Annotated in this window: 24 protein-coding genes; 6 read left to right on the top strand and 18 right to left on the bottom strand. The window is 75.2% G+C overall.

Annotation, left to right across the window (positions count from 1 at the left end; genetic code table 11):
- Position 1 precedes the first annotated feature (1 nt).
- Positions 2 to 988: a DUF58 domain-containing protein gene (locus ACERUJ_RS02960; protein WP_370246949.1), complete on the top strand. Its 987-nt coding sequence runs from the start codon at positions 2 to 4 to the stop codon at positions 986 to 988.
- Complete coding sequence (locus ACERUJ_RS02965; RefSeq protein WP_370246950.1) at positions 985 to 1,944, top strand: VWA domain-containing protein; 960 nt, start codon at positions 985 to 987, stop codon at positions 1,942 to 1,944. The genes ACERUJ_RS02960 and ACERUJ_RS02965 overlap by 4 nt, the downstream gene beginning before the upstream one ends.
- A gap of 343 nt (positions 1,945 to 2,287) precedes the next feature.
- Here ACERUJ_RS02965 and ACERUJ_RS02970 read toward each other — a convergent pair whose 3' ends face one another.
- From ACERUJ_RS02970 to ACERUJ_RS03035, 14 genes are all read right to left on the bottom strand, one after another.
- The gene (locus ACERUJ_RS02970; RefSeq protein ID WP_370246951.1) at positions 2,288 to 3,970 is read right to left on the bottom strand and encodes an alpha/beta hydrolase; all 1,683 of its coding nucleotides are present in this window, start codon (positions 3,968 to 3,970) and stop codon (positions 2,288 to 2,290) included.
- On the bottom strand, positions 3,967 to 5,169 hold the full coding sequence (locus tag ACERUJ_RS02975) for a DNA polymerase III subunit delta' (protein ID WP_370246952.1): 1,203 nt from the start codon (positions 5,167 to 5,169) through the stop codon (positions 3,967 to 3,969). Before ACERUJ_RS02975 ends, ACERUJ_RS02970 begins: the two co-directional genes overlap by 4 nt.
- A 10-nt stretch (positions 5,170 to 5,179) precedes the next feature.
- Complete coding sequence (gene tmk, locus ACERUJ_RS02980; RefSeq protein WP_370246953.1) at positions 5,180 to 5,839, bottom strand: dTMP kinase; 660 nt, start codon at positions 5,837 to 5,839, stop codon at positions 5,180 to 5,182.
- A 53-nt stretch (positions 5,840 to 5,892) separates the two neighbouring features.
- Positions 5,893 to 6,768: a hypothetical protein gene (locus tag ACERUJ_RS02985; protein WP_370246954.1), complete on the bottom strand. Its 876-nt coding sequence runs from the start codon at positions 6,766 to 6,768 to the stop codon at positions 5,893 to 5,895.
- A gap of 5 nt (positions 6,769 to 6,773) precedes the next feature.
- The gene (locus ACERUJ_RS02990; protein ID WP_370246955.1) at positions 6,774 to 7,625 is read right to left on the bottom strand and encodes a hypothetical protein; all 852 of its coding nucleotides are present in this window, start codon (positions 7,623 to 7,625) and stop codon (positions 6,774 to 6,776) included.
- Positions 7,626 to 7,719: 94 nt separating this feature from the next.
- Entirely contained in the window at positions 7,720 to 8,568 is an 849-nt protein-coding gene (locus tag ACERUJ_RS02995; RefSeq protein WP_370246956.1) for a hypothetical protein, read from the bottom strand.
- Positions 8,569 to 8,611: 43 nt separating this feature from the next.
- The gene (locus ACERUJ_RS03000) at positions 8,612 to 9,472 is read right to left on the bottom strand and encodes a hypothetical protein (RefSeq protein WP_370246957.1); all 861 of its coding nucleotides are present in this window, start codon (positions 9,470 to 9,472) and stop codon (positions 8,612 to 8,614) included.
- Between the two features lie 68 nt (positions 9,473 to 9,540).
- Positions 9,541 to 10,386 (bottom strand): hypothetical protein, encoded by an 846-nt coding sequence (locus tag ACERUJ_RS03005; protein ID WP_370246958.1) that lies wholly within the window; start codon positions 10,384 to 10,386, stop codon positions 9,541 to 9,543.
- Complete coding sequence (locus ACERUJ_RS03010) at positions 10,383 to 11,291, bottom strand: hypothetical protein (protein WP_370246959.1); 909 nt, start codon at positions 11,289 to 11,291, stop codon at positions 10,383 to 10,385. Before ACERUJ_RS03010 ends, ACERUJ_RS03005 begins: the two co-directional genes overlap by 4 nt.
- A gap of 138 nt (positions 11,292 to 11,429) precedes the next feature.
- Positions 11,430 to 14,138 carry a type I DNA topoisomerase gene (topA, locus tag ACERUJ_RS03015; protein ID WP_370246960.1) on the bottom strand — a complete coding sequence of 903 codons (2,709 nt, stop codon included), beginning with the start codon at positions 14,136 to 14,138 and terminating at the stop codon, positions 11,430 to 11,432.
- Positions 14,139 to 14,315: 177 nt separating this feature from the next.
- Positions 14,316 to 15,482 carry a DUF2510 domain-containing protein gene (locus ACERUJ_RS03020; RefSeq protein WP_370246961.1) on the bottom strand — a complete coding sequence of 389 codons (1,167 nt, stop codon included), beginning with the start codon at positions 15,480 to 15,482 and terminating at the stop codon, positions 14,316 to 14,318.
- 371 nt (positions 15,483 to 15,853) lie between these two features.
- Complete coding sequence (locus ACERUJ_RS03025) at positions 15,854 to 17,335, bottom strand: methyltransferase (RefSeq protein ID WP_370246962.1); 1,482 nt, start codon at positions 17,333 to 17,335, stop codon at positions 15,854 to 15,856.
- Positions 17,332 to 18,204: a metallophosphoesterase gene (locus tag ACERUJ_RS03030; RefSeq protein ID WP_370246963.1), complete on the bottom strand. Its 873-nt coding sequence runs from the start codon at positions 18,202 to 18,204 to the stop codon at positions 17,332 to 17,334. Before ACERUJ_RS03030 ends, ACERUJ_RS03025 begins: the two co-directional genes overlap by 4 nt.
- A gap of 73 nt (positions 18,205 to 18,277) precedes the next feature.
- A complete protein-coding gene (locus ACERUJ_RS03035) occupies positions 18,278 to 18,622 on the bottom strand; it encodes an STAS domain-containing protein (RefSeq protein WP_370246964.1) in 345 nt (114 codons plus the stop codon).
- Positions 18,623 to 18,972: 350 nt separating this feature from the next.
- On the opposite strand from ACERUJ_RS03035, the gene ACERUJ_RS03040 reads away from it, so the two are divergent.
- The 4 genes from ACERUJ_RS03040 (at position 18,973) to ACERUJ_RS03055 (ending at position 23,412) form a co-directional block, all read left to right on the top strand.
- A complete protein-coding gene (locus tag ACERUJ_RS03040; RefSeq protein ID WP_370247025.1) occupies positions 18,973 to 21,279 on the top strand; it encodes a DEAD/DEAH box helicase in 2,307 nt (768 codons plus the stop codon).
- A 10-nt stretch (positions 21,280 to 21,289) separates the two neighbouring features.
- Positions 21,290 to 21,589 (top strand): hypothetical protein, encoded by a 300-nt coding sequence (locus ACERUJ_RS03045; protein ID WP_370246965.1) that lies wholly within the window; start codon positions 21,290 to 21,292, stop codon positions 21,587 to 21,589.
- 84 nt (positions 21,590 to 21,673) lie between these two features.
- Positions 21,674 to 23,059, top strand: coding sequence for a hypothetical protein (locus ACERUJ_RS03050; RefSeq protein WP_370246966.1), 1,386 nt, complete (start codon positions 21,674 to 21,676; stop codon positions 23,057 to 23,059).
- Positions 23,056 to 23,412, top strand: a complete 357-nt coding sequence (locus ACERUJ_RS03055) for a hypothetical protein (protein ID WP_370246967.1) — start codon at positions 23,056 to 23,058, stop codon at positions 23,410 to 23,412. Before ACERUJ_RS03050 ends, ACERUJ_RS03055 begins: the two co-directional genes overlap by 4 nt.
- Here ACERUJ_RS03055 and ACERUJ_RS03060 read toward each other — a convergent pair.
- From ACERUJ_RS03060 to ACERUJ_RS03075, 4 genes are all read right to left on the bottom strand, one after another.
- Entirely contained in the window at positions 23,409 to 23,786 is a 378-nt protein-coding gene (locus ACERUJ_RS03060) for an Rv3654c family TadE-like protein (RefSeq protein ID WP_370246968.1), read from the bottom strand. The genes ACERUJ_RS03055 and ACERUJ_RS03060 overlap by 4 nt on opposite strands.
- Entirely contained in the window at positions 23,783 to 24,163 is a 381-nt protein-coding gene (locus ACERUJ_RS03065; RefSeq protein WP_370246969.1) for a TadE family type IV pilus minor pilin, read from the bottom strand. The genes ACERUJ_RS03060 and ACERUJ_RS03065 overlap by 4 nt, the downstream gene beginning before the upstream one ends.
- Positions 24,160 to 24,432, bottom strand: coding sequence for a DUF4244 domain-containing protein (locus ACERUJ_RS03070; RefSeq protein ID WP_370246970.1), 273 nt, complete (start codon positions 24,430 to 24,432; stop codon positions 24,160 to 24,162). The genes ACERUJ_RS03065 and ACERUJ_RS03070 overlap by 4 nt, the downstream gene beginning before the upstream one ends.
- Positions 24,433 to 24,593: 161 nt before the next feature.
- Positions 24,594 to 25,325 (bottom strand): type II secretion system F family protein, encoded by a 732-nt coding sequence (locus ACERUJ_RS03075; protein WP_370246971.1) that lies wholly within the window; start codon positions 25,323 to 25,325, stop codon positions 24,594 to 24,596.
- Positions 25,326 to 25,328 lie beyond the last annotated feature (3 nt).

The raw sequence follows: 25,328 nt of genomic DNA on the forward strand, positions 1-25,328 counted from the left end.
CATGACCCCGGTCCCCCCGACGCACGACGGCCAGCCGCCGCTGGCCGACCCCACCACCTCGCCCGAGGCGGTGTTCGCCGCCCTCGAGCTCGCCCTGCGACGCCGTCTGCCCGGCCGACTGCACGGCGAGCACCGCGGCCTCGGGCTGGGCGCCGGCAGCGACCCCGAGGAGATCGTGCGCTACCGCCCCGGCGAGGACGACGTGCGCCGCATCGACTGGAACGCCACCTCCCGCGCCGCCGGCGAACCCCACGTGTGGCGCACCCAGGCCCAGCACGAGCTCGAGAGCTGGGTGCTGGTCGACCGCAGCCCGAGCATGGCCTTCGGCACCGTCAACCTGCCCAAGAACCGGCTCGCCGACGGCGTCGTCGGCGCCGTCGCGCTGCTCACCCAGGGCCCGGGCAACCGGGTCGGCACCCTCGAGGTCACCGCCACCGGCCTGCGGTGGGCCGCCCCCGTGCCGGCCCGCGCCGCCGCCCACCGCGCGCTGCGCCAGCACCACCACTCGCCCGACGACGGCGTCGCCCCGCCGCTGGCCGACGCCCTCGTGGCGCTGGCCCGCCGCTACCCGCGCCCCGGACTGCGCGTCGTGGTCTCCGACCTGCTCGACGCCGACGGCGGCACGGCGCGGCCCTTCGCCTGGGAGCGGCCGCTGCGCCGGCTGGCCGCGGTGCACGACGTGCTGGTGGTGGAGGTGCTCGACCCGCGCGAGCTGGCGCTGCCCGACGTCGGCGTCGTGACGCTGCTCGACCCCGAGAGCGGCCGCACCGTGGAGGTCGACACCCGCGACCGGCGCCTGCGCGAGACCTACGCCGCCACCGCCGCCGCCCACCGCGACGCCACCCGCGCCGCCGTGCGCGGCGCCCGCGCCGAGCACGTCGTGCTGCGCACCGACCGCGACTGGGTGCGCGACCTGGCCCGCGCGCTCGGCTCCGGGCCCCGCCGCCGCACCCCGGCCGCCGCCGGCACTGCGGGGGTGGGCGCATGAGCCTGGCCTCCCCCGGCTGGCTGTGGCTGCTGGTGCCCGTGCTCGGGCTGGCCGCGGCCTACCTCTGGCAGCAGCGCACCCGCACCACCTACGCCGTCCGATTCGCCGCCCTGCCGATGCTGGAGTCGGTGCTCCCCAAGCGCCCCGCCTGGCGCCGTCATGTGCCCGCCGTCCTGCTGCTGCTCACCTTCGCCGGACTCGCGCTCGGCGCGGCCGGGCCCGCCGTGGACGAGCAGGTGCCGCGCGAGCGGGCCACCGTGATGGTCGTGGTGGACGTGTCGCTGTCGATGCAGGCCACCGACGTCGCCCCCGACCGGCTCACCGCCGCCCGCGAGGCCGCCAAGCAGTTCGTGGACGGCCTGCCCGACGGCTTCAACGTCGGCATCGTCGCCTTCGCCGGGCAGGCCTCGGTGCTGGCCGCCCCCACCCGCGACCACCAGGCCGCCATCGAGGCCCTCGACCGGCTCCAGCTCGACGAGGGCACCGCCATCGGCGACGGCGTGCTCACCTCGATCGCCCAGATCCAGGCCACGGCCGCCACCGACCGCACCGACGAGCAGGGCGAGCCCGTGCCCGCCCAGATCGTGCTGCTCAGCGACGGCACCAACACCGTCGGCTCCAGCATCGAACAGGCGGCCTCGGCGGCCCAGGAGGCCGGGGTGCCGGTCTCGACCATCGCCTACGGCACCCCCACCGGGACCGTGGTCGTGCAGGGCGAGATCGTGCCCGTGCCGGTCGACCAACCCTCCCTCGACGCCCTCGCCGCCGCCACCGGCGGCACCGGCTACGCCGCGGAGACCGCCGACCAGCTCGACCAGGTGTACGAGGACATCCAGTCCGACATCGGCTTCGAGACGGTCCCGAAGGACGTCACGCCGCAGGTGCTCGCCGCGACCCTGCTGCTCGGCCTCCTCGGCGCCGGCCTCTCGCTGCGCTGGTTCTCCCGCCTCCCCTGAGGCTGCTCGTCGGCTGCGGGCGCCTCGTGACGCTCGCTGGCGCTCGCTCCTCGACGACCGCAGACCCCCACGTTCGTCGAGGAGGCGCCCCAGCGCCGTCACGAGACGCAGGGACGCACGCGCCGGCACCGGGCACGGGCCCCGCTCGGGTGCACGCGTCTCGTGACACTCGCTGGCGCTCGCTGCTCGTCGGCTGCGGGCGCCTCGTGACGCTCGCTGGCGCTCGCTCCTCGACGACCGCAGACCCCCCCGTTCGTCGAGGAGGCGCGCCAGCGCCGTCACGAGACGCAGCGAGACGACAGACCACGCCCAGGACGCCAGCCCCTCGGGTGCGCGCGGCGCCTCAGCACTCCAGGCCGTCGTCAGGGACGACGCCGTCGAGGAGGTAGCCCTCGACCGCATCGTCGACGCAGGCGTTGCCCTGGTTGTAGCCGGTGTGGCCGTCGCCGTCGCGGGAGACCAGCACCCCGGACTCCAGCTGCTCCGCGAGCGCCACCGCCTCCTGGTACGGCGTGGCGGGGTCGCGGGTGGTGCCGATGACGACGATCGGGGCCGCACCCTCGGCGCGGATGGTGGGCGCGGGGAACTCCGACTCGACCTGCAGGCCGAGGCAGCCCATGAGCCCCCAGGCGAAGACCTCGCCGAAGGTGCGCGAGGCCTTCTCGAACTCCGGCAGCCGGGCCGGGACCTCCTCCGGCGTGAACGCGGTGGGGTCGTCGAGGCAGTTGATGGAGAGGTTGGCCTCGATGGAGTTGTCGGTGTAGCCCCCGGCGGGGTCGCGCGAGCCGTAGGTGTCGGAGAGGAACAACAGGGTGTCGCCCTGGCCGTCCAGCGCCTCCTGCAGCGCCTGGTCGAGGAAGGGCCAGTTCTCCTGGGCGTAGAGCGGGGTGACGATGCCGTAGAAGGCGTTGCCGATGGTGAGCTCGCGGCCGCTGCTGGTGGGCAGCGGCTCGTCGTCGATGCGGGCGATGAGGTCCTCGATGGTCGTGAGGCCCTCCTCCACGGTGTCGCCGAGGAAGCAGTCGCCGGCGTCGACGCAGGCGCCGACGTAGGACTCCAGCGCGGTCTGGAAGCCGGCCGCCTGGCTCAGGGAGTTCTCGATCGGGCCGAGCGTGGGGTCGGTGGCGCCGTCGAGCACCACCCGGCCGACGTTGGCGGGGAACAGCTCGGCGTAGGTGGAGCCGAGCGTGGTGCCGTAGCTGAAACCGAGGTAGAGCATCTTCTCCTCCCCCAGCACCGAGCGCAGCACGTCCATGTCGCGGGCGACCTCGACGGTGGAGACGTGGCCGACGACGGCGTCGGAGTTGGCCACGCAGCCGGCGAAGAAGTCCTCCTGGCCCGTGGCCAGCTGCTGGGCCGCGGCGGCGTCGTCGGGCGTGGGGTCGGCGGCCACGAACTGGTCGAGCTGCTCGTCGGAGATGCAGTCGACGGGATCGGAGTCGCCGGTGCCGCGGGGGTCGAAGCCGATGATGTCCATGCGCGCGCGCAGGGCCTCGGTGAAGTAGAACTCCGCGTCCTCGGCCATCGAGGTGCCGCCGGCACCCGGCCCGCCGGGGTTGACGATCAGCGAGCCGACCCGCTGGGCGGGATCGGTGGCGCGGGCGCGCTCGAGCGCGATCCCGACGGTCTCGCCCCCGGGTTCGTCGTAGTCCACCGGCACCGTGAGGACGGCGCAGTCGTTGCCGTCGCCCGACGGGCACGGCTGCCAGTCCAGCTGCTGGGTGTAGAAGACCTCGAGCCCGGCCGGGACGACGCCGGCGCCCGGCGCCGGCTCCGCGGGATCGGTGCCCTCGGCGGGGTCGGACCCGTCGCTGCCGGGGCCGGTCGGACCGGCGTCCGGGCCCGACGCACCGGCCGGGGCCGGGTCGTCGTCGCCGACCAGGAGCGCGGCCGAGGCCCCGCCGCCGACGCCCAGCGCCAGCAGCAGCACCACCACGACGGGCACGACCCAGCGCGGCCGGGGGCTCCGCTCGGGCCCCCCGGCGCCCGGGGGCACGGGCGGTGGCGGCGGCGGCAGGTACGTCATCGGGCTCCCCTCCCCGCGCCGGGGCTCGGCGCGATCTGCAGTGCCACCATCATCGACTCACACGCCAAGGCGGGCGGCACGTTGAACTCCAGCATCTGCTCGCGGGCGGTGAAGATCGCCCCGATCCGGCGCAGGTGCTCCTCGGGGGTGGACACCTCGGCCAGCCAGGCGATCTGCTCGCGCAGGTCCTCGTTCACCAGCGCGGTGGTGGCGCCCAGGCCGAGCCCGACGGCGTCGCGGTAGACCGAGGTGAGGTCCATCAGGCCCCGGTCGACGACGTCGAGCACCTGCCGCTTGGCACGCTGCTTCTGGGTGCGCTCCAGCGCCGCGAGCGCCGGGGCGTACTCGCGCGGGCGACGACCCCGCTCGACCACGCCGTAGGCGGCGTCGAGGTCCTCGCGCTCCCGGGCGTCGAGGGCGACGGTGATGCCGGCGGCCTCCTCCTGGGCGACCGAGACGAGGTCGGTGGCGGCCTGCAGGCACGCCCCGAGGGAGGTGAGCCGCGCCGGCATCGAGACCACCCGGTGGCGGCGGGTGCGGGTCTCGGGGTCGCGCGCTAGGGCCCGGGCCCGGCCGATGTGGCCCTGGCTCGCGCGGGCGGCGTGGGCCGCCAGCGCGGGGTCGACGGCGTCCTTGCGCACCAGGAAGGCCGCGACGTCGTCGGCCGCGGGGGTGGTGAGGTTGACGTGCCGGCAGCGGGAGCGGATGGTGGGCAGCACGTCCTCCGAGGTGGGTGCGCACAGCATCCACACCGTGCGGGGTGCGGGCTCCTCGATGGCCTTGAGCAGCGCGTTGGCGGCCTGGTCGGTGAGGCGGTCGGCGTCCTCGACGACGATGATCTGCCAGCGTCGCCCCACCGGCGCCAGACTGGCGCTCAGCACGAGGTCGCGCATGCCCTGCACCCCGATGGAGAGCACCGCGGTGCGCACGACCTTGAGGTCGGGGTGGGTGCCGGCGAGCACCGTGCGGCACGCCTGGCACTCGCCACACCCGGCCTGCTCGCACTGCAGTGCGGCGGCGAAGGCGATGGCGGCGTTGGACCGTCCCGAGCCCGGCGGGCCGGTGACGAGCCAGGCGTGGGTCATGCCGTGACCGGTCGCGGCGGTGCGCAGGGTGTGCACCGCGGCGCGCTGGCCGACCAGCTCGGCCCACACCCCGACGGCGGGGGCGGCGTCCAGGGTGTCCGACGTGCCCGACATGTCCGCCAACCTACGCCGGGGTGCCGACAGCCTGGGCCACCAGCAGCGGCGCGACGGCGTCGCGGATGCGCGCCGCCAGCACCTCGACGTCGTCGCGGGCGTCGAGCACGAGGTAGTGCTCGGGATCGGCGGCGGCCAGGGCCAGGAAGGAGGAGCGCACGCGCTCGTGGAAGGCCAGCGGCTCGCCCTCGATGCGGTCGCGGCCGTCGAAGCGCCCCAGCCCGGCCTCGGGCGGCAGGTCGAGCAGGACGGTGAGGTGGGGGCGCAGGTCGCCGGTGGCCCACCGCGCCACGTGCTCGACCTCCGCGGGCGCCAGGGCGCGCCCGGCCCCCTGGTAGGCCAGCGTGGAGTCCACGTAGCGGTCGGTGATCACGACCTCCCCGCGCGCCATCGCCGGCAGCACCACCTGGTGCACGTGCTCGGCCTTGTCGGCGGCGTAGAGCAGGGCCTCGGTGCGGTCGGCGAGCACCCCGGTCTCGGGGCTCAACACGATCCGGCGGATCTCCTGCCCCACCGCGGTCCCTCCCGGCTCACGGGTGAGCTCCACGGTGTGGCCCAGACCGGTGAGGTGGGCGTGCAGGGCCCGGGACTGGGTGGACTTGCCCGACCCCTCGCCTCCCTCGAAGCACACGAAGAGTCCGGTGTCGGTGTAGCGGCCGGGCCAGGTCACGGGCGTGACGCTACCGGGCGCCGCACCCGGACCCGCTCCCGCCCAGGCCTGGTTCACACCCCCAGTGGCGGCACGTCGTCGGCGCGGATCGAGGGCAGCGAGGCGACGTCGCAGCGCGCCTGGGGCCGGCCGATGCCCTCGGAGAGTCGGTCGGTGGCGGCGTCGGTGTCGCTGACCGACCAGACCAACCCGATCCGGTCGGCGGTCGCGAGGCCGCCGAGCGCGACGTCGACCGGGTCGGTCCAGGTGGCCACGAGCACCGGGGTGCCGGCGACGGCGTCGTCAGCCGCGTCGAAGCCGGCCGCGTACCCCTGGATCGTCTCGTTCAGATCGGCTTGCGACCGCTCGTCGTCGAGGAACCCGACGCGCAGCCGGAGGTCGGTGCAGTGCCGGTCGGTGCGCCACACGAGGTAGAGCAGATCACCGTCGGGGTTGACGTTGAAGCCCTGGATCGAGTGGGGCAACACTTCCCCACCGATGCTCAGCGGGAGGTCCTCGAACGCCGCACTGATCAGCTTCGGCTGCCGGGCGAGGTCGAGCCAGGCGTAGACCACCACCGTGCGCACCTTGCTGGCCCTCCCGGCGACCACGGCCCGCACCTTCGTCGGGCCGGCGGCCGGGAAGCGCACCCGGGTGGACCACGCGCCCTTCGTCGAGGCTCTCGCCTTCCCCAGCGCCACCCAGCGACCGGCCTGCTGCCGCTGCAGCGCGACCGTGCTGCGCGCCGGCGCACGCCCCCGCAGCCGCACCTTCGCACCGGCGTCGGCCGTGGCCGGTGCGGTGAGGGTGGGCGCAGCCGCGCGCGCCCCGGCGCCCGCCGTCGACTCGAGGACCATCGTCGGCGACTGCGTCGACATCACGACGGCGGGTGCGAGGGTGACGACGGCGACCAGGATCCGGGTGACCACCCGGCGCAGCAGCGGAGACACCGTCGTCAGCCGCCGAACGGCGGGAGGTCGGCCGTGGCGATCGGGCCGAGCGCGGCGACCGAGCACCGCACCTGCGGGCTGGCCATGAGGGTCGCGAGGCCGTCGTCGTCGCTGTCGTCGGTGCCGTACAGGATCGCGAGGCGATCGGAGGTCCGCAGCCCGGCCAGCGCCACGCGGGCGGTGGTGTCGAGATCGGTGCTGCGCTCCCCCGAGGTCGCGGCGACGCTGTCGTCGGGCGCGTAGCCGGAGGCGAGGGTCAGCATCCGGTCGGTCGGGTCACCCTTGGCCCGGTCGGCGTCCTCGAACCCGAAGGAGTACCGCAGGTCGGTGCACCGGCGGTCGATCCGCCAGACCGCGGTGAGCGAGCTCGAGTCCAGCGAGATCACCGAGTGCGGGTAGGTCCGCCCTCCCAGCACGAGCGGCAGGTCGCGGTTGCTGGTCGTCATGATCGCCGGCTGGCTCGCCAGGTCGAGCCAGGCGTAGACGACGACGCGGCGCACCTTGCTCGGCGTGCCGGCGGCGACCGCCCGCGTCGTGACGGTGCCCGCGCCAGGGAACCGCACGGTCGTCGACCAGCGGCCGGCCTTCGAGGCCGTCGTCCTGCCGAGCGCCGCCCAGCGGGAGCCCTGCCGGCGCTGCACGAGCACCGTGGACCCCGCCGGAGCCGTGCCCTTGAGCCGCACCTTCTCCCCGGCGTCGACCTCGGCCGGGGCGGTCAGCGTCGGCTTCGCGGCACGGTCGACCACGGCGGAGGACACCGCGCCGGCCGGGGACGTGGCGGCGGGAGCCGCCAGGGCGGTGAGCAGGAGGGCGAGCACGGGCAGACCGGCACGGCGCCGCTGGGGGAGCAGGTTCATGCGGACACCCTCGCGACCCGGGCAGCCGCTGTCCATGATCGTGCGGGATTCAACAAGATCGTGACAAGGCCGCGACGCCCGTCCGACCCCCGACTCACAGCGGCGGGATGTCGCTGAGCCGCATCGCGGGCAGCCGGGCGATCCGGCACCGCAGCTGCGGGGTGCCGACGACGCCGGAGAGGCCGTCCTTGTCGACGTCGTTCGCCCCGACCAGCACCAGGATCCGGTCGGAGGTTCCGAGGCCGCTGAGCGCGAACGGCTGGGGGCGGGTCCACTCGGCGAACATCGCCATCGTGGCGGTGGCCTGGGAGTCGTCGGGTCGGATGCCGTAGGCCTGGGACGTGACGGTCTCGTCGAGGTCGGCGCGGGACTTCTCCGCGGCGTCGAAGCCGAGGGTGTAGCGCAGGTCGGTGCAGGCGCGGTCGGTGCGCCAGAACGCGGTGAAGTTGTCGGTGTCGGGCTCGATGGCGAGGATCGAGTGCGGGAACGCGCGGGTGCCGATGCTGACCGTGAGGTCGCGCGCGGCCGTGCTCATCACCGACGGCTGGGCCGCGAGATCGAGCCAGGCGTAGACGTCGACGCTGCGCACGACGCTCGGCTTACCGGCAGCCAGGGCGCGCGTCTTCACGGTGCCCGCCGTCGGGTACCGCACCTGGACCGACCACGCCCCGCCCTTCGACGCCGTCGCCGCGCCCAGCGCGACCCAGCGCGACCCCTGCCGCCGCTGCACCACGACCTTGGCCCCGGCGGGAGCCGTGCCCTTCAGCGTGACGCGCGTGCCGGCATCGACCTGGGCCGGCGCGGTGAGGGTGGGCTTCGCGGCCCGGGCCTCCACGGCGACGACGGCGTCGCCACGGACGGCGGACAGCGGGGAGAGCAGGCTGAGGGCGAGGGTCGCCGCGGCGAGGACGCCGAGGCGGGTGCGGGTGGCGGAGCGGGTCATGGGTGGACCTCCGGTCGGGGGGGGTGGTGGGTCAGGTGCGGGTTCATGCCGAAGGGAAGTCGCTGACCTGCAACGGCGGCAGGGCGGGCACACGGCAGCGCGCCTGGGGCGTGCCGAGGGCTCCGGAGAGGTTGTCGTTGTCGCCGGGGTCGGTGATCCCGAGCACCACCAGGATCCGGTCGAAGGAGCGCAGACCGCTCAACCGCAACCGTCCGGGTGCGTCCCAGGTGGAGTCGACCGGACCGATGAGCGGACCGTTCGTGTCGTCGGCGCGCTGCCCGATCGCCCGCGTCTGGATGGTCTCGTCCTGATCGGAGGTCGACCGCTCCGGATCGAGGAACCCGACGGTGGCGCGCAGGTCGGTGCACGCTCCGTCGAGACGCCAGGCGGCGGGCCAGTAGGTGCCGGGGTCCACCGCCTGGATCGAGTGGGGGTAGCTGCGCCCCCCGATCTGGAGAGGGACGTCGCGGCCCGCCGCCTCGCTCACGAAGGGTTGGGGCGCCAGGTCGATCCAGTCGTAGACGTCGATGGTGCGCACCCTGCTGGCGCGCTTCCCGACGAGTGCGCGCACGGTGGCGGTGCCGGCGGTGCGGAAGAGCACGGTCGTGCTCCAGCGGCCCTTCGCCGACGCGGTCGCCTCACCCAGCGGCGCCCACCGCTTCCCGACCCGCACCTGCACGACGACGCCGGTGCGCGCGGGTGCGGTGCCTCGCAGGCGCACCTTGGTGCGCGCGTCGACCGCGGTCGGGGCCGTCAGGGTGGGGCGGGCGGCCGCGGCGGCCGGGTCGAGAGGCAGCACCGGGACCAGCAGGGCCAGCACGAGCCCCACCACCGTGAGCAGCGGGACCGGGCGGGACGGGCCGCGGCGTGGGACGGCGGACACCGGGATCGGGGAGAGGGCCATGCCGCCACCCTGACGCGGCAGGGACGCCCTGTCCAGGCTCCCGGGGGCTCCCGGCGGACGCTCGGCCGTCACGGGACGTGGGTGTCGGAGCGGCTGACCGGCCCGAGCCGGGCGGCGTTGCAGCGGGCGCGGGGCGTGCCGATGACGATCGAGAGCCCGTCGGCGTCGAGGTCCCGCAGCGTGCCGGTGATGACCAGCCGCTCGGCCTGCGCGAGGCCGCGCAGCGTCACCGGGGACGCGGTGTACCACCCGGCCACGACCTCGCCGGAGGCGCTGCCCACCCCCTCGTCCAGGGCGTACACGCGGCTGACGACCTCCTCGTCGCCGTCGGAGCGCGGGAACTCGGTGTCCTCCAGCCCGAGGGTGTACCGCACCTCGGTGCACTGCCGGTCGACCCGCCACCACACCGAGGCGCTCCCGCCCTGCACGAGCAGCGAGTGCGGGAACGACGCTCCGCCGATGGTGGCCGGCACGTCGACGTACGCCGCGGACCCGACCAGGATCGGCTGGGTGGCGAGGTCGAGCCAGCCGTAGACCGCGAGCCGCTGGGTGTTGCTGGCACGGTCGCCGACGACGGCCCGCACCTGCGCCGGTCCGCCCGCCGTGAAGCGCACGGCGGCGCGGAACGCCCCGGAGCCGGACGCCGTGGCGCGGGCCGCGGTGCGCCACGCACCGCCCTGCCGGGTCTGCACGGCCACGGTCGTCCCCGCCGTCGCCCGTCCCCGCACCGTCAGCGTCTGCCCCACGTCGACGGCGTCGGGCAGGGGCGCCACCAGCGGTGCCGCGGCGGCTGCCGGAGCCGGAGCAGCGTTCGGCCCGGCGAGCAGCGCCGCCGCCAGGACGAGCGCGAGCCCGCCGGACACGCGGGCCCGGGGCAGGCGGCGCGGCCGGCGCGGGCTCGTCGCGGCGCTCACGGGAGGTCCTCCGCACGGAAGGGCGCGAGGCCGGCGGCGCTGCACCGCACGCGGGGGCTGCCGAGCACGGTCGAGAGGCCGTCGTCGTCCGGGTCGCTGAGCACGGTGAGCACCGAGAGCCGGGTCGCGGTGGTGAGCCCGGTGAGCCGCACCTCGCGCGGCTGGTCCCACCCACCGGTGAGGTAGCCGGAGTCGCCGGACTCGCTGCCGTCGGCGCGGTAGCCGATCGCCTTGGTGCCGAAGGTCTCCGTCCCGTCGGCCCGTGCACGCTCCCGCGCGTCGAGACCGACGGTGGAGGTGAGCGTGGTGCAGGCCCCGTCGAGGCGGAACCACACCACGGGCGCCGGGCTGAACCACGCCAGGATGGAGTGGGGGTAGGTGCGGCTGCCGATCGGCACGGGGACGTCGCGCGCCGTCGCGGCGCTGGTGTAGCCGGGCTGGGTGGCGAGGTCGAGCCACTGGTAGACCGCCAGGGACCGGACCGCGCCGGCCCGCCGCCCGACCACGGCGCGCACCTGAGTGGTGCCACCGCCGGTGAAGACGGCCGAGGCGCGCCAGGCACCGGTCTTGCCGCTCCGGGCCTTCGTCAGCGGGGACCAGGCGCCGCCACGACGCTGCTGCACGACGACGACGGCGCGTGCCGGCGCCGTGCCGCGCAGGCGCACGCGGGTGCCGGCGTCCACCTCCGCCGGCAGGGGGGCCAGGGTGGGTCGTGCCGCTCGCGCGGCCGCGTGGGCGGCGATCGGCGCGGGACCGGCGGCGAGGCCGATCCCGTGGGCCTCGGCCGGGCCGGAGGCGGCGGTCACGGTCGGCCCGAGCAGCAGCGCGACCGCCAGCGCCGGGGCGCCGCGCCGGCGTCGGCCACCGGGCGGCGCGTGGTCGGCGCGGATCGGGTGCGTGGGCATGGCGGCTCCCCGGCAGGGCCGCACCCCCCGTGCGGGCCGCGGCGTCCGCACACCGTGGCACGCGCGGCCCGACCTGACCAGCGCTCCGGGCCGCGTGGGCGTGAAGTCCCGTGTGATCCCCAGTGCCGGGGACGGCTGCTACTTCTTGGCCGCGGTCTTCTTCGCCGTGGTCTTCTTGGCCGCAGTCTTCTTCGCCGCCGTCTTCTTCGCCGCGGTCTTCTTGGCCGGCGCCTTCTTCGCACCCTTCTTGGCGCCCTTGGCCGGACCACGCTCGCGCCGCTCGGCGAGCAGCTCGGCCGCACGCTCGGGGGTGAGGGACTCCACCGTGTCGTCCTTGCGCAGGGTGGCGTTGTACTCACCGTCGGTGACGTACTCGCCGAACCGGCCCGACTTCACGACCATCGGCTGGCCCGACACCGGGTCCGGACCGAGCTCCTTCAGCGGCGGGGCAGCGGCCGCGCGGCCACGCTGCGTGGGCTGGGCGTAGATCGCCAGCGCCTCCTCCAGCGTGACCGTGAACAGCTGGTCCTCGCTGGTGAGCGAGCGGGAGTCGGTGCCCTTCTTCAGGTACGGGCCGTACCGGCCGTTCTGGGCGGTGATCTCGTCGCCGGTCTCCGGGTCGGCGCCCACGACGCGCGGCAACGAGAGCAGCTTGACGGCGTCGTCGAGGCTCACGGTGTCGAGCGACATCGACTTGAACAGCGACCCGGTGCGCGGCTTGGCGCTCTTGGGGGCGTCCTCGGGCAGCAGCTCGGTGACGTAGGGGCCGTAGCGGCCGTTCTTCGCCACGACCCGCAGGCCGGTCTCGGGGTGGGGACCGAGGTCGATCTCCTCCCCGGCGGGGTTGGTGAAGAGCTCCTTGGCCTTCTCCAGGGTCAGCTCGTCGGGCGGGAGGTCGTCGGGCACGTTGGCGCGGCGGCCGGTGGGGTTGCCCTCGTCGTCGGGGCCCTCGAGGTAGGGGCCGTAGCGCCCCACCCGCAGCACGATGCCGGACTCGCCGTCGCCGATCGGGAACGTGGCGTTGTCGCGGGCGTCGATGTCGCCGAGCTCGCGCACCAGGGTGTTGAGGCCCTCCACCCGCTCGGAGCCGTAGTAGAACTCCTTCAGCTCCGAGACCCGGTCCTTGCGACCACCGGCGATGTCGTCGAGCACGGTCTCCATCACCGCGGTGAACTCGTAGCTCACCTGGCGGGGGAAGTGCTCCTCCAGCAGCCGGATCACCGAGAACGCCAGCCACGAGGGCACCAGCGCGGTGCCCTTCTTGTAGACGTAGTTGCGGGCCAGGATCGTGGCGATGATCGAGGCGTAGGTGGAGGGGCGGCCGATCTCGCGCTCCTCCAGCTCCTTGATCAGCGTCGCCTCGGTGAACCGGGCCGGCGGCTTGGTCTCGTGTCCCGAGGCCGCCAGGGACGCCGCGCTCACGGCGTCGCCCTCGGCCAGGGCCGGCAGGCGCGTCTCGGAGTCGTCCTTGGCGCCGCCGTCGTCGGTGCCCTCCACGTAGGCCTTGAGGAACCCGTGGAAGGTGATGACGCGACCCGAGGCGCCGAACACGACGTCCTCGCCGGTGGCCGCGGCGCCGCCGAGGCGGATCGAGACGCTCTGCCCGGTGGCGTCCTTCATCTGCGAGGCCACGGTGCGCATCCAGATCAGCTCGTAGAGCCGGAACTGGTCGCCCTTGAGGCCGGTCTGCGCGGGGGTGCGGAAGGACTCCCCCGCCGGCCGGATGGCCTCGTGGGCCTCCTGGGCGTTCTTGACCTTGCTCGTGTAGCTGCGGGGGGCGTCGGGCAGGTACTCCGCGCCGTAGAGCTCGCGCACCTGGCTGCGGGCGGCGGTGATCGCCGAGTCCGACAGCGTGGTGGAGTCGGTACGCATGTAGGTGATGTAGCCGTTCTCGTACAGCCGCTGCGCCACCGACATCGTGACGCTGGCGCTCATGCCGAGCTTGCGGCTGGCCTCCTGCTGCAGCGTGGTGGTGCGGAACGGGGGGTACGGCGAGCGGCGGTAGGGCTTGGACTCCACCGAACGCACGCTGAAGGCGGTGTCGGACAGCGCCCCCACCAGCGCCTCGGCGCGCTGCCGGTCCAGGTGCACGACGTCGGCGCCGGACTTGAGCAGGCCGTCGGGGCCGAAGTTGCCGCCCGAGGCCACCCGGGTGCCGTCGACGGAGTGGAGCTTGGCGGGGAACATCCGGGCGTCGTGGGCGCTGCCGGCGTCGAAGGTGCCCTCGAGGTCCCAGTAGGAGGCGATGCGGAACTTCATCCGCTCCCGCTCGCGGTCGACGACCATCCGGGTGGCCACCGACTGCACGCGGCCCGCGGACAGGCCCGACATGACCTTCTTCCACAGCACCGGGCTGACCTCGTAGCCGTAGAGGCGGTCGAGGATGCGGCGGGTCTCCTGGGCCTCGACGAGGTCCATCGCGAGCTCGCGGGGGTTGGCGGCGGCGTCGAGGATCGCCTGCTTGGTGATCTCGTGGAACACCATCCGCTTGACCGGGATGTTCTTCGGCTTCAGCTCGTCGAGCAGGTGCCACGCGATGGCCTCGCCCTCGCGGTCCTCATCGGTGGCGAGGTAGAGCTCGTCGGCGTCCTTGAGCAGGTTCTTGAGCTTGCGGATGTGGTCCTTCTTGTCGCGCGGCACCACGTAGTAGGGGGTGAACTCGTGATCGACGTCGACCGCCAACCGGCCCCACGGCTTGTCCTTGATCGACGCCGGGGTGTCGGCCGCGCTCGTGGGCAGGTCGCGGATGTGTCCGATGGACGACTCCACGACGTAGTCGCTGCCGAGGTAGTTCCCGATGGTGCGGGCCTTGGCAGGGGACTCGACGATCACCAACTTGTGCGGCACGGCGCGGGTCACTTCCTCCACTACGTGGCCCCGTCCGGGGCCCACGGCCGATCACGGTAGCGCGTGATCCCCGACCACCCACGATCCGACCGGGTGGGGCGGACGGCCCGTCCCGCCCGCTGGGACGGTCGGCCCCCTCCTCCCGACCGCGGCCCGGCCACCCGTGCGGGTGGGGGCTCAGTCGACGCCCAGACCCTCGACGAGGGCCTGCTGGGTGGCCAGCTCGGCGTCCTGCCCCAGGGGCGCGACGCTGAGGAACATCCCCCAGGGCCGGTCCTCGCCGAGGTCCACCACGACGATCCGCATCAGGTCGCCCTCGATGCCCAGCTCGGGCTCGTCCACCCGCACCTCCCCGCTCACCGACCAGGCCGCGACGCCGTCGACGGTCGTGGCCTCGGAGGTCTGGGCACCGATCGACTCGACCGAGGTGTAGAGCGTCGGGGAGTTGATGGCGCAGGCGAAGACCTGCTCGGCCGCGAGCTGGGCGCTCGTGACGCCGGCATCGGGCCCGAACTCGCCGACCCGGCTCAGCCCGCCGAGCGCGACGGTGGCGACCCACCCGGAGGTCTCGCTGGTGGCCACGACCTTCGACGGCGCGGTCACGGCGTCGGCGAACGTGAAGGCCGCCGCCTGGTCCAGCGGCGTCCCGGCGTCGCTGAGGGCGTAGTCGTCCGGCAGCGGGGTGCTCAGACCACCGCCGGTGATGCGCCCGCCGCGGATGCCGGTGCTGCCGAGCGTCGGCGCGCCGGCTACGCAGGTGGCCGGGTCCGGCGCGGTGGGCGGCGGGCCGTCGTCGGGCGTCGGGCTGGGGCGCGGCACGATCGAGGTGTCGGCGGAGGGGGTGGGCGCGGCGCCCGCGCCCTCGGCGTCGTCACCGGTGAGGGCCCGCACCACCAGGAAGCTGCCGACACCGACCGCCAGCACGAGCAGCACCGCCCCCACGACCAGGACGACGGCGTTGCCGCGGCCGCCCGCGGGCGCCCCGCCCGAGGTCGGCAGCAGGGGCGGGCCCGGCGTCCAGGCGGGCGGGGTGGGGGCGGTCTGGGGTGCGGTGGGCCACGGGGGGGTGGGCGGCGGGGCGGGCGGGGCGGCCGGGGCGACGGGCTGGGGCGGGAGCATCGGCGTCCACTGCGGCACGGCGGGGTCCGCCGGGGCCCCCGGGTAACGGGTGGGCTCGTCGAAGGTCGACGTCGCCGGCTTGCCCGGGTCGGGCGGCGGGGGCGCGGTCCCGGGCAGCGGGGTCGCGGGGTCGGCGGTGAGGTCGTGGGTCCAGGCGTCGCCGTCCCAGTACCGGTACAGGCCGGGCTGACCGGCAGGGTCGGGGTACCAGCCACGGATCGCCACGACATCGAAGGCTACCCGCGGCGTCGTCCCGCGCGGGCCCGGTTCCTGCCCGGCCCACCGCGTCTCGTGACGGCGCTGGCGCGCCTCCTCGACGAACGTGAGCCCCCACCGTCGTCGAGGAGCGAACGCCAGCGACACGACGAGCACCCACGGTCGTCGAGGAGCGAGCGCCAACAACACGACGAGCCCCCCACGGTCGTCGAGGAGCGAGCGCCAGCGACACGACGAGCCCCCCACGGTCGTCGAGGAGCGAGCGCCAGCGACACGACGAGCCCCCCACGGTCGTCGAGGAGCGAGCGCCAGCGAGCGTCACGAGACGCCCGCACCAGGAAGACCACGCCTCCACCAGGCCTCGCCCACCTCGTCCCGTGTCAGCCGGCGGCGGGCTCCAGGAAGCCGTCCTCGACCAGCTCGGCCACCTGCGGCAGGTAGTCCTCGCGCACGGCGGCGGCGTCGGCGTCGAGCAGGTCGGCCAGGGCGTCGAGCAGCTGGCCGACGGTGAGGTCGCCGTCGCAGGCACCGACGAACCCGGCCAGCACGGTGTCGACGCTGCGGGCGCGACGGAAGCCGCGCTGCTGGCGCAGCACGATCGTGGCCGGGTCCTCCGCCCCCGCGGGGCCGACGGTCTCCTGCACCACGTCGGCGCGGGTGACCAGACGGGCGCCCGGGCCGGCCGCCACCCCGAGCGCGTCGCCCCAGGCCTCGATGGCCGGGGCGATGGGCTGCTCGACGTCGTAGGGCCAGGCCTCCAGCCGGTGGCGGGCGGGCGCGCCGTCGGCGCGCCGGCGCAGGTTGATCCAGCCGAACCCGATCGCCTCGATGCCCTGGGCGTCGAACCACGAGAGCCAGGTGTCGTAGCGCTCGAGGTAGTCGGGGGCGCCGTGCTGCCCGGCGTCCTTGAGCCACAGCTCGACGTAGGCGGCCGGGTCGAGCACCTCGCGCTGCACGACCAGGGCGTCGCAGCCGGCGTCGAGCCAGCCCGCGAGCCGCTCGTCCCAGGGCCGGTCGCGCTCGATGATCCAGTTGGCCAGGACCTGACCCCAGCCGTCCGCGGCGAGGTGGCCGGGCAGGGCGCGCACGATGTCCTCGACCACGCGGTCCCCGGGCAGGCCGGAGTCGCGGTACACCAGCCGCTCCCCCGTGGCCGGGGAGATCACGAACGGCGGGTTGGTGGCCACGACGTCGAAGCGCTCCCCGCGCACCGGCGCGAAGTAGGAGCCCTCGCGCACGTCGACGTCCAGCTCGTTGAGCGCCGCGTTGAAGGCGGTGAGCCGCAGCGCGCGCGGGTTGACGTCGGTGGCGACGACGCGACCCGCGTGCCGGGCCAGGTGCAGCGCCTGGACGCCGCAGCCGGTGCCGAGGTCCAGCGCGGAGGCGGCGGGCCGCCGCAGGGTCAGCTGGGCCAGGGAGGTCGAGGCCGGGCTGATCCCCAGGACGTGGTCGGCGCCCACGCGCTGCGGGCCGCCGTCCAGGCCCGGGGTGAGGTCGCTGACCACCCAGAGGTGCTCGTCGCTCTCGGGACCGTCGGCACCCGCGCTGGCGTAGGGCCGGCAGTCCAGCCGCGCGGCCACCTCGCCCACGCTCTGCTCCAGCAGCCCGGCCACCGCCAGCGGCTCGACCAGACCGGGCAGGGCACGCTCGGCGTCGGCGAGCTCGACCGTGGTCTGCAGCAGGAACAGCCGCACCAGGGTCTCCAACGGCGATCCGCCGCGGGTGCGCTGCCGGCCCGGCAGGGTCTCGTTGCGGCCCAGCGCGTCGTGGGCGCGCGGGCCGAGCAGGTCGGCGACGGCGTCGTAGGTGAAGTCGGCGGCCACCAGCGCCTCGCGCAGGGACGGGGCGAGACGGGGGTTCATGCGCGGGGCTCCTGGGCGGGCGGGGCGTCCTCACGGCGGCGGAGGAACTGCGGGAGGTTCATCGGAGGGTAGGGGTGGTAGTAGTCGTCGAGCCCGTACTCGCCGCGCTCGTGGGCCGCGACCAGTCCGCGGTAGAGCCCGAGCCGCAGCTCGGCCTCGTAGCCCGCGAGCTCGGGCACCCCCGCAGCGCGGGCCACGGCGAGCTCGGCCTCGACGTCGTAGGGCACGCGCACGAACGTCGTCGCGAAGGGCGCCGGGTCGGGCCGGTCGAGCTCGCCCTCGAGGATCACGTAGCAGGCGGTGGGGTCGCCCATGGCGTTGCCGACCGCGCCGATGTTGATCAGCGTGCGGCTGCGGTGCTGGGTCTCGAAGGCCGGGTCGTGGGTGTCGGCGTACACCACGACGTCGGGCTCGGGGCCGTCGCCGAGCACGGCGCGGGTGGCGTCGGTGTTGCGGAACTGACCGAGGAACTCCTCCTCGGTCTTGATGTAGCGCACCCGGCGGTGCACCGAGGTCGAGCTGGCGTGCATCATCCGGATCCGTCGTCCGCTCATGACGATCTCGTGGCAGAACGGCAGGGCGGCCAGCCAGTCGACCTGGTCGTCGTCGAGCTCGGCGCGCCACCACACCGAGTCGCCCTTGTCGAAGGACCGGTCGCCGATGTGGTCGTCCCAGTTGCCGAGGATGTTCACCTCGCAGACCTCGCGGCAGCGGGCCACGACGGCGTTGCCACGCGGGCCCTTGCCGACGTAGTCGCCGAGGTTGAGGATGCGCGTGATCCCGCGATCCGCGATGTCGGCGAGCACGGCCTCGAGGGCCGTGAGGTTGCCGTGGACGTCCGAGATCAGTGCGAGGCGGTCGCGGGGCACCCCCCGAGTCTCGCACTCCGCTGCGGCGCCCAGCCAGGGGCCCGGGGCCCGGCCGGTCAGGCCGGTCGGACGGTCAGGCTCCGGCGGAGGCCAGCGCCGTCTCGGGGGAGTCGTGGATGACGAACACCTTCGCGAGGCCGGTGATGCGGAAGATCTTCAGCAGCCTGTCCTGGTGGCACACCAGCTCCAGCGAGCCGTCGTGGGCGCGCACGCGCTTGAGGCCGCCCACGAGCACCCCGAGGCCGGTGGAGTCGAGGAACTCCACGCCCTGCAGGTCGATGATCAGCTGGTAGTGGCCGGCGGCCACGAGGTCGCTGATGGTCTCGCGCAGCTTCGGCGCGGTGTAGACGTCGATCTCCCCGCCCACGGACACGATCGTGCGGCCGTCGACGTCGCGCGTCTCAAGGGTCAGGTCCACGTGCATCTCCCGGGGAGCAGGTCGAGGTCGGGGCGCAGACAGCCCCGCGTCCTTATCAAACCACGGGCGACGCACCGCCTGCACACGACCACGGGGATGGCGGCCGGCCCCGCCCCGGCGCCCGCGACCGGCTCCGGGCGCCCGCCACGACGTCAGGTACCTGACGATCGATCGGGCCCGATCGCCGCGAACGCGCATGGACGGCGGCACCGACCGGCACCGGCGTCGGTGGTGGGCGCGATGATGGCGCGGTGGCACTCCCCTCCGACCGGCCCGGTCCCGCCGGTCACCCCGGTCGCCCGTCGGCGCCCCCGGGCGGGGCGGGGGCGGGTGAGCGCCTGCTCGACCGGTTGACGGCGCTGCCGGGCCGCGCCGAGCGGCTCACCCACCGGCACGAGCGGCCCGCCCGCGAGGCGCGGCACGGCGCCTGGCCGACGTGGGCCCACCCCGACGTCGTCGCAGCGCTGGGCGCGCGGGGGGTGCTGCTGCCCTACGTGCACCAGGCCGAGGCCGCCGAGCACGCCTGGGCGGGGCGCGACGTCGTGATCGCCACCGGCACCGCCTCCGGCAAGTCGCTGGCCTACCAGCTGCCCGCGCTCTCGGCCGCCCTGGAGGCGCGCAGCGAGCGCGGCCGACGCGGCGCGGCCACGCTCTACCTGGCGCCCACCAAGGCGCTGGCCCACGACCAGCTCGACGGCCTGCGCGCCTGGGCGCCTCCGGTGCGGGTGGCGACCTGCGACGGCGACTCCAGCCGCGACGAGCGCGAGTGGGCCCGGGCGTTCGGGGAGTACGTGCTCACCAACCCCGACATGCTGCACCGCTCGATCCTGCCCGGCCACGAACGGTGGGTGGGGTTCCTGCGGGCGCTGCGGTTCGTCGTGGTCGACGAGTGCCACCACTACCGCGGCGTGCTCGGCGCCCACGTCGCCCAGGTGCTGCGCCGCCTGCGGCGGGTCTGCGCCCACTACGGCAGCGATCCCGTGGTCGTGCTGGCCTCGGCCACCACCGCCGATCCCGCGGTCACCGCCGGCCGGCTGGTCGGGCGACCCGCCGTGGCCGTCACCGACGACGGCTCGCCACGCGGCCGCATCACCCTGGGCCTGTGGGAGCCGCCGCTCACCACCCTCACCGGCGAGAACGGGGCGCCCGTGCGCCGCTCGGCCACCTCCGAGACCGCCGACCTGCTCACCGACCTCGTCGTCGAGGGGGTCCGCACGCTGGCGTTCGTGCGGTCACGGCGCGGCGTCGAGCAGGTGGCGCTCACCGCCTCCACCGCCCTCGCCGAGGTCGACCCCCGCCTGGCCGGCACCGTGGCGGCCTATCGCGGCGGCTACCTCCCCGAGGAGCGCCGGGCGCTGGAGGGCGAGCTGCGCGCCGGCCGGCTCCTCGGCCTGGCCTCCACCAACGCCCTCGAGCTCGGCATCGACATCGCGGGCCTCGACGCCGTGCTGCTCGCCGGTTTCCCCGGCACCCGCGCCGCCCTGTGGCAGCAGATCGGGCGTGCGGGCCGCGCCGGGCAGGACGCCCTCGCGCTGCTCGTGGCGCGCGACGACCCGCTCGACACCTACCTCGTGCACCATCCCGCCGCGCTGCTCGACGCCCCCGTGGAGGCGCAGGTCTTCGATCCCGACAACCCCCACATCCTCGGCCCCCATCTCGCCGCGGCCGCCGCCGAGCTGCCGCTCACCCGCGAGGACCTGCCGCTGTTCGGGCCGCTCGCCGCCGACGTCGTCGCCGCGCTGGAGGGCGCCGGACTGCTGCGACGCCGTCCGCACGGCTGGTTCTGGACCGATCGACGGCGGGCGGCCGACCTCACCGACCTCCGCTCGGCCGGGGGCGAGCCGGTGACGCTGATCGACGAGACCACGGGTCGCGTGGTCGGCACGGTCGACGCCGGCCGCTCCCACGGCACGGCCCACGACGGCGCGGTGTACCTGCACCGGGGTGAGACCTGGCTGGTCACCGAGCTCGACCTCGAGGCCGGCGTCGCCACGATGCGGCGCGAGGACCCGGGCTACAGCACCTCGGCCCGCGAGATCACCGACATCCGCATCCTCGGCGAGCGCGCCTCCCAGGACTGGGGCGCGTGTCGGCTGGTACTGGGCGAGGTCGAGGTCACCCACCAGGTCGTGTCCTACCTGCGCCGCCGGGTGCCGGGCGGCGACGTCGTCGGTGAGTACCCGCTGGACCTGCCCGCACGCACCCTGGTGACCACCGCGGTATGGTGGACCGTCCCGGACGACCTCGTGGCCGCCGCCGGCCTCGACGCGGCCTCGCTGCCGGGCGCCGCGCACGCCGCCGAGCACTGTTCGATCGGGCTGCTGCCGCTGCTGGCCACCTGCGACCGCTGGGACATCGGCGGCGTGTCGACCGCCCGCCACCCCGACACCGGCCTGGCCACGGTGTTCGTGTACGACGGCCACCCGGGCGGTGCCGGGTTCGCCGAGCGCGGCTACCACCGCGCCGCCACCTGGCTGCGCGCCACGCGCGAGGCGATCGCGGCGTGCGAGTGCCGCGAGGGCTGCCCCAGCTGCGTGCAGTCCCCCAAGTGCGGCAACCAGAACAACCCGCTGGACAAGGACGGGGCCGGGCGCCTGCTCGACGTGCTGCTCGCGGCCGCCCCCGCGGAGGGAGCCGCGTCGGGTCCCGGCCACTAGCCTGGGACCCATGCTGGCGTTCGGACTGCTCCTCATCGCGCTCGGTGTCGTCCTCGCCCTCGGCGGCGCGTTCTTCACCGACTCCGTGACGGTCTCCTTCTACGGGATCGACATCAACGGCAGCGTGGTGTTCCTGCTCGGCGCGATCGCGGCCGCGCTGATCCTGTGGGGCCTGTCGATCAGCAAGTTCGGCGCCAAGCGCGAGTGGCGCCAGCGCCGCGACCAGAAGCGCCTTGAGGAGCTCTCCCGCAAGCTCGGCCGGGTCGAGGCCGAGCGCGAGCTCGACGCCGACCCCGACCTGCGGTCCTGACCCCGGTCACCGGGCCGGGCGCGCGTCCGGGCCGGTGACCCACCGCGCGCGTGAACCGGCGTCCGGGCGGGTAGGCCCGCCTGCATGAGCACCGAGATGCGGGTCCACTGGGCCCACCTCGACGACCTCATCGGATCGATGGCCGAGCTCGGGCGGCAGTCCGCACCCCTGGTGGAGTACTTCGGCGAGCACGTCTGCGATCCCTCGGGGTTCGACTTCGACACCTGCGCGCTGCAACCGATCGGGGCCGTCCTGCCCCCGCTCTCCGATGCGTTCGTGCGCGCCCAGAACGGGTTCGTCAGCCGCTGGACCGAGGTGCAGAACGCGATCCTGTCCTCGGCCCGCGACCTCGCGACCACCGACGCCCAGCAGGAGGAGGTCTTCCGGGCCTACCTCGCCGAGGGCCTGTTCGGCATCATCGGCGCGGCCGGCCCCGACGGACCGAGGCTGGCCTCCTTCGACGACGTCGGTGACGCCCTCGCCGCGCCCTCCCCGGGTCGCTCGCACCTGCGCCACCCCGCCAAGTTCGACGCCATCGCCGACGGCTGGGAGGGCGCGACCGGACTGATCAACGACTTCATCGGCATGATCAACCGGTTCGGCGCCGGGTTGCCGCAGTTGCCCGAGAACCTGCGCGAGCACATCGTCTACCCGCTCTCGGCCGACTACGAGAAGCTCGGGGCCAACGCCGACGCGTGCGCGAAGTTCCACGACGGCATGGCCGTATGGTCCGACAACTTCCTCACTCTCGGCGGCAAGGTCGACGCCGCCATCGAGGGCCGCACCGCACTGGCGCTCGTCGGCCACATCGACGCCTACGCCGCCGTCGCCCGCGGCATCGGCACCGTCGTGGAGTCCGGCGCCCGGATCTGGACCACGATCGCCCGGTTCTCCGAGCGCATCGCGGTGCAGGTCGAGCGGGTGCTGACGATCCTCGGTGAACGGCTGCTCAAGGTCGCCGCCCGGGTCGGCTCGAAGATGGTGCCGCTGCTGGGGTGGGCCAGTCTGGCGGTCGACCTGGCCAAGCACGGGCTGGGCATCGTGGCCGACATCGTCGACGACATCCGCGAGATCTTCACCCTCATCGAGGCCTGTCTCGGCCTCGCCGACGACATCAAGTCCTGGGCCGAGGCGCAGTCGGACCGGTTGCGTGCGCTGCAGCGCGTCATGGACCTGGTCGAGCAGCTGCCCGGGGTGAGCGCCCAGGGCCGGCTCGCCGACGCCAACGACGCCGCCGGTCGGGTGCGCGACCGGGCCGACGGTCTCGCCGAGGACGCCGGCCGCGCGGCCGACACCGACGCCGGGTCGGTGATCGACGAGCTCGAGCGGATCACCGGGGAGGCCGAGGACGACGGCGAATCCGCTGACGCGGACTTCGCTGACGTCGGGCCCGGCGAGACGATCATCGCCCCCGGCCCCCTCGGGGGTCCACACGCCGGCGGCTCGACCTCGGGCGGGGTGTCGGCGTGAGCGATCACGGCTTCGTGCTCGGCACCTCCACCCGGACCGCCCCCGATCTCGCCGACCTGGCCGACGAGGTCGCCACCACCGCCCTGGAACGGCGGCTCGAGGCGGTGGCCGACCTCACCGAGCAGGTGCAGGAGCGGCACGCCGACGACCCCCAGCAGCCGCCGGTCGAGGCGCTGGAGGCCATCTGCCGCGCCCCCGACGCGAGCCTCGTGCTGCGCTCGCTCGGGCGCCGGGTCGAGGAGCACCGCGTGACCTGGGAGCAGGTCTGGCGCGAGCCCCTGCGCCACGACGGCGGCATGGAGGTGCTCGTGGCCTACGTACTGCAGATCAACCGGGCACCCCTCCCGGACTAGGGAGCCGATCCGGTCACGGGACCGGCGCGCGCCCGGGCCCCGAGGTCGGCTCCGAGCCCGTGCCACCGCGGCCCGGGCACCACGACCTCCACCGCGACGTCGGCGCCGGTGACGGTGCACCGGACCATCCGCGCGCCGTGCCGCGCCGCGAGCTCGGTGGCGGCCGCGCACGCGTCGGCGCCGACCAGCAGCTGCTGGGCCCCCGCGAGCGCGGCGAGATCGGCCGCCGCCTGTGCCCGGCGGTGCGCCACCACCGCGGCCCCCAGCACCGCCAGGGCCGTGCCGAGCAGCAGGAGCAGTCCGCACAGGGCGACGACGAGGACCGTCGCCGCGCCCCGGTCGCCCCGGTCGTGCGGACTGCACCGGGGACTCACGGCGCAGACCCGAGGTCCGGCTCGCGCAGGGCGTGCGCCTCGGCCCGGACGGTGATGCCGGCGAGGGCGTCGAAGAGACCTCCGGGCGGATCGATGCGGGCGCTGGCCACGGCCGTCACCTGCTCGCCGTCCTCGCTCAGCTCGACGACGCCCTCCGGCAGCACCCGGCGACCCGCGGCGAGGGCGACCGATCGGTCCTCGCCCCGGGCTGCCGCCCGCGCCGTCTCCCGCGCGGCGTCGACCGCCCGCACCTGGGCGGCCCCCACCGCGAGCAGCCAGACCAGACCGACGACCACCCCGAGCAGCACCGGGATCCCGAGCACGAGCTCGGCGGTGACCGCTCCCCGGTCGTCGCGGCACGCCCTGCGCGACCTCACCCGAGGCCCAGCAGCCCGAGCACGTGGTCGAACAACTTCTTGAGCAGCTGGTCGCCGAAGCCGCCGGTGAGCAGCTTGTAGAGCAGGGCGGCCAGGCCCGCGCCCGCGGCCGTGCCCATCGCGTACTCGGCGGTCGTGATGCCCTCGTCGTCGCGGCGGCGCACGACGGCGTTCGACCGGGGTGCGGGCGCCCGGTCGCCCCGGTCGAGCTGGTCGGGCAGCGGCCGGCCCGGGCGGGCGATGTCGTCGTGATCCGATCGGTGGTCCATGGGTTCCTCCTTGTGCTCGGGGCCGCCCGATGCGGCCCCACCGACCCCCACCCTGGGGCGGCGGGCCGACGACGCACGGGCGAGCCGACCCGGGCTGGGGACCCCGGCCACCGGACGCCCCGCTGTGCAGGAACGGAGGTCAGGACGTCGGCGTACGACCCTCAGACGAGGGTGCGCAGGGTGGCGGCGACCACCGGGACCACCCCGAGCACGAGGAAGGCCGGCAGCAGGCACAGCCCCAGCGGCACCGCGGCCCGTACCCCGACCCGCCGCGCCTCGCTCTCGGCGCGCGCCCGCTCCTGGGCCGCGAGGTCGTCGGCCAGGCGCGCCACGACCTCGGCCACCCCGGCCCCCGAGCGCGCCGCGCGGGCCAGCGCCCGCCCCAGCGGTGCCAGCTCCGGGTCCGCGGCGAGGGAGCGCCAGACCTCCTCCGGCGGTACCCCCAGGCGCAGGCGGTCGACCACCGGCCGCAGCCGCGCGGCCGCGGGCCCGGGCAGCGCGTGGGCGACCAGCGAGGCCGCCGCGCCGGCGTCGAGCCCGGAGCGGAGCGCGGCCGAGAGGAGAGCGACCAGGACCGGCAGGTCACGGCGGACGAGCGCGCACTCGCGCCGCACCGACTCCGGCTCCTGCCGGCGCACCCACCGACCGGCCAGCACCCCGCCGACCCCGCCGGCCAGGAGCCCGACACCGCCACCGAGGAACAGCGCGATCCCGGCACCGGCTCCGAGCCCGGTGAGCGCCGTGCGGAGCGGGCCGGGCCGGTCGCCCGACGGCGCCGGCTCGGCGTCACCCCCACCCACGGGCTCGGCCCGCGTCGGCGCGGGGCTGCGGCACGGCGGGAGCGCCAGGGCGATCGCCAGGGCCGCGCCCGCGGCCGCGAGCAGCTCCAGCATGGC

Origin of the sequence: Nocardioides sp. (genome assembly GCF_964228225.1) — a bacterium.
In the GTDB taxonomy this organism is placed as follows: Bacteria; Actinomycetota; Actinomycetes; order Propionibacteriales; family Nocardioidaceae; genus Nocardioides.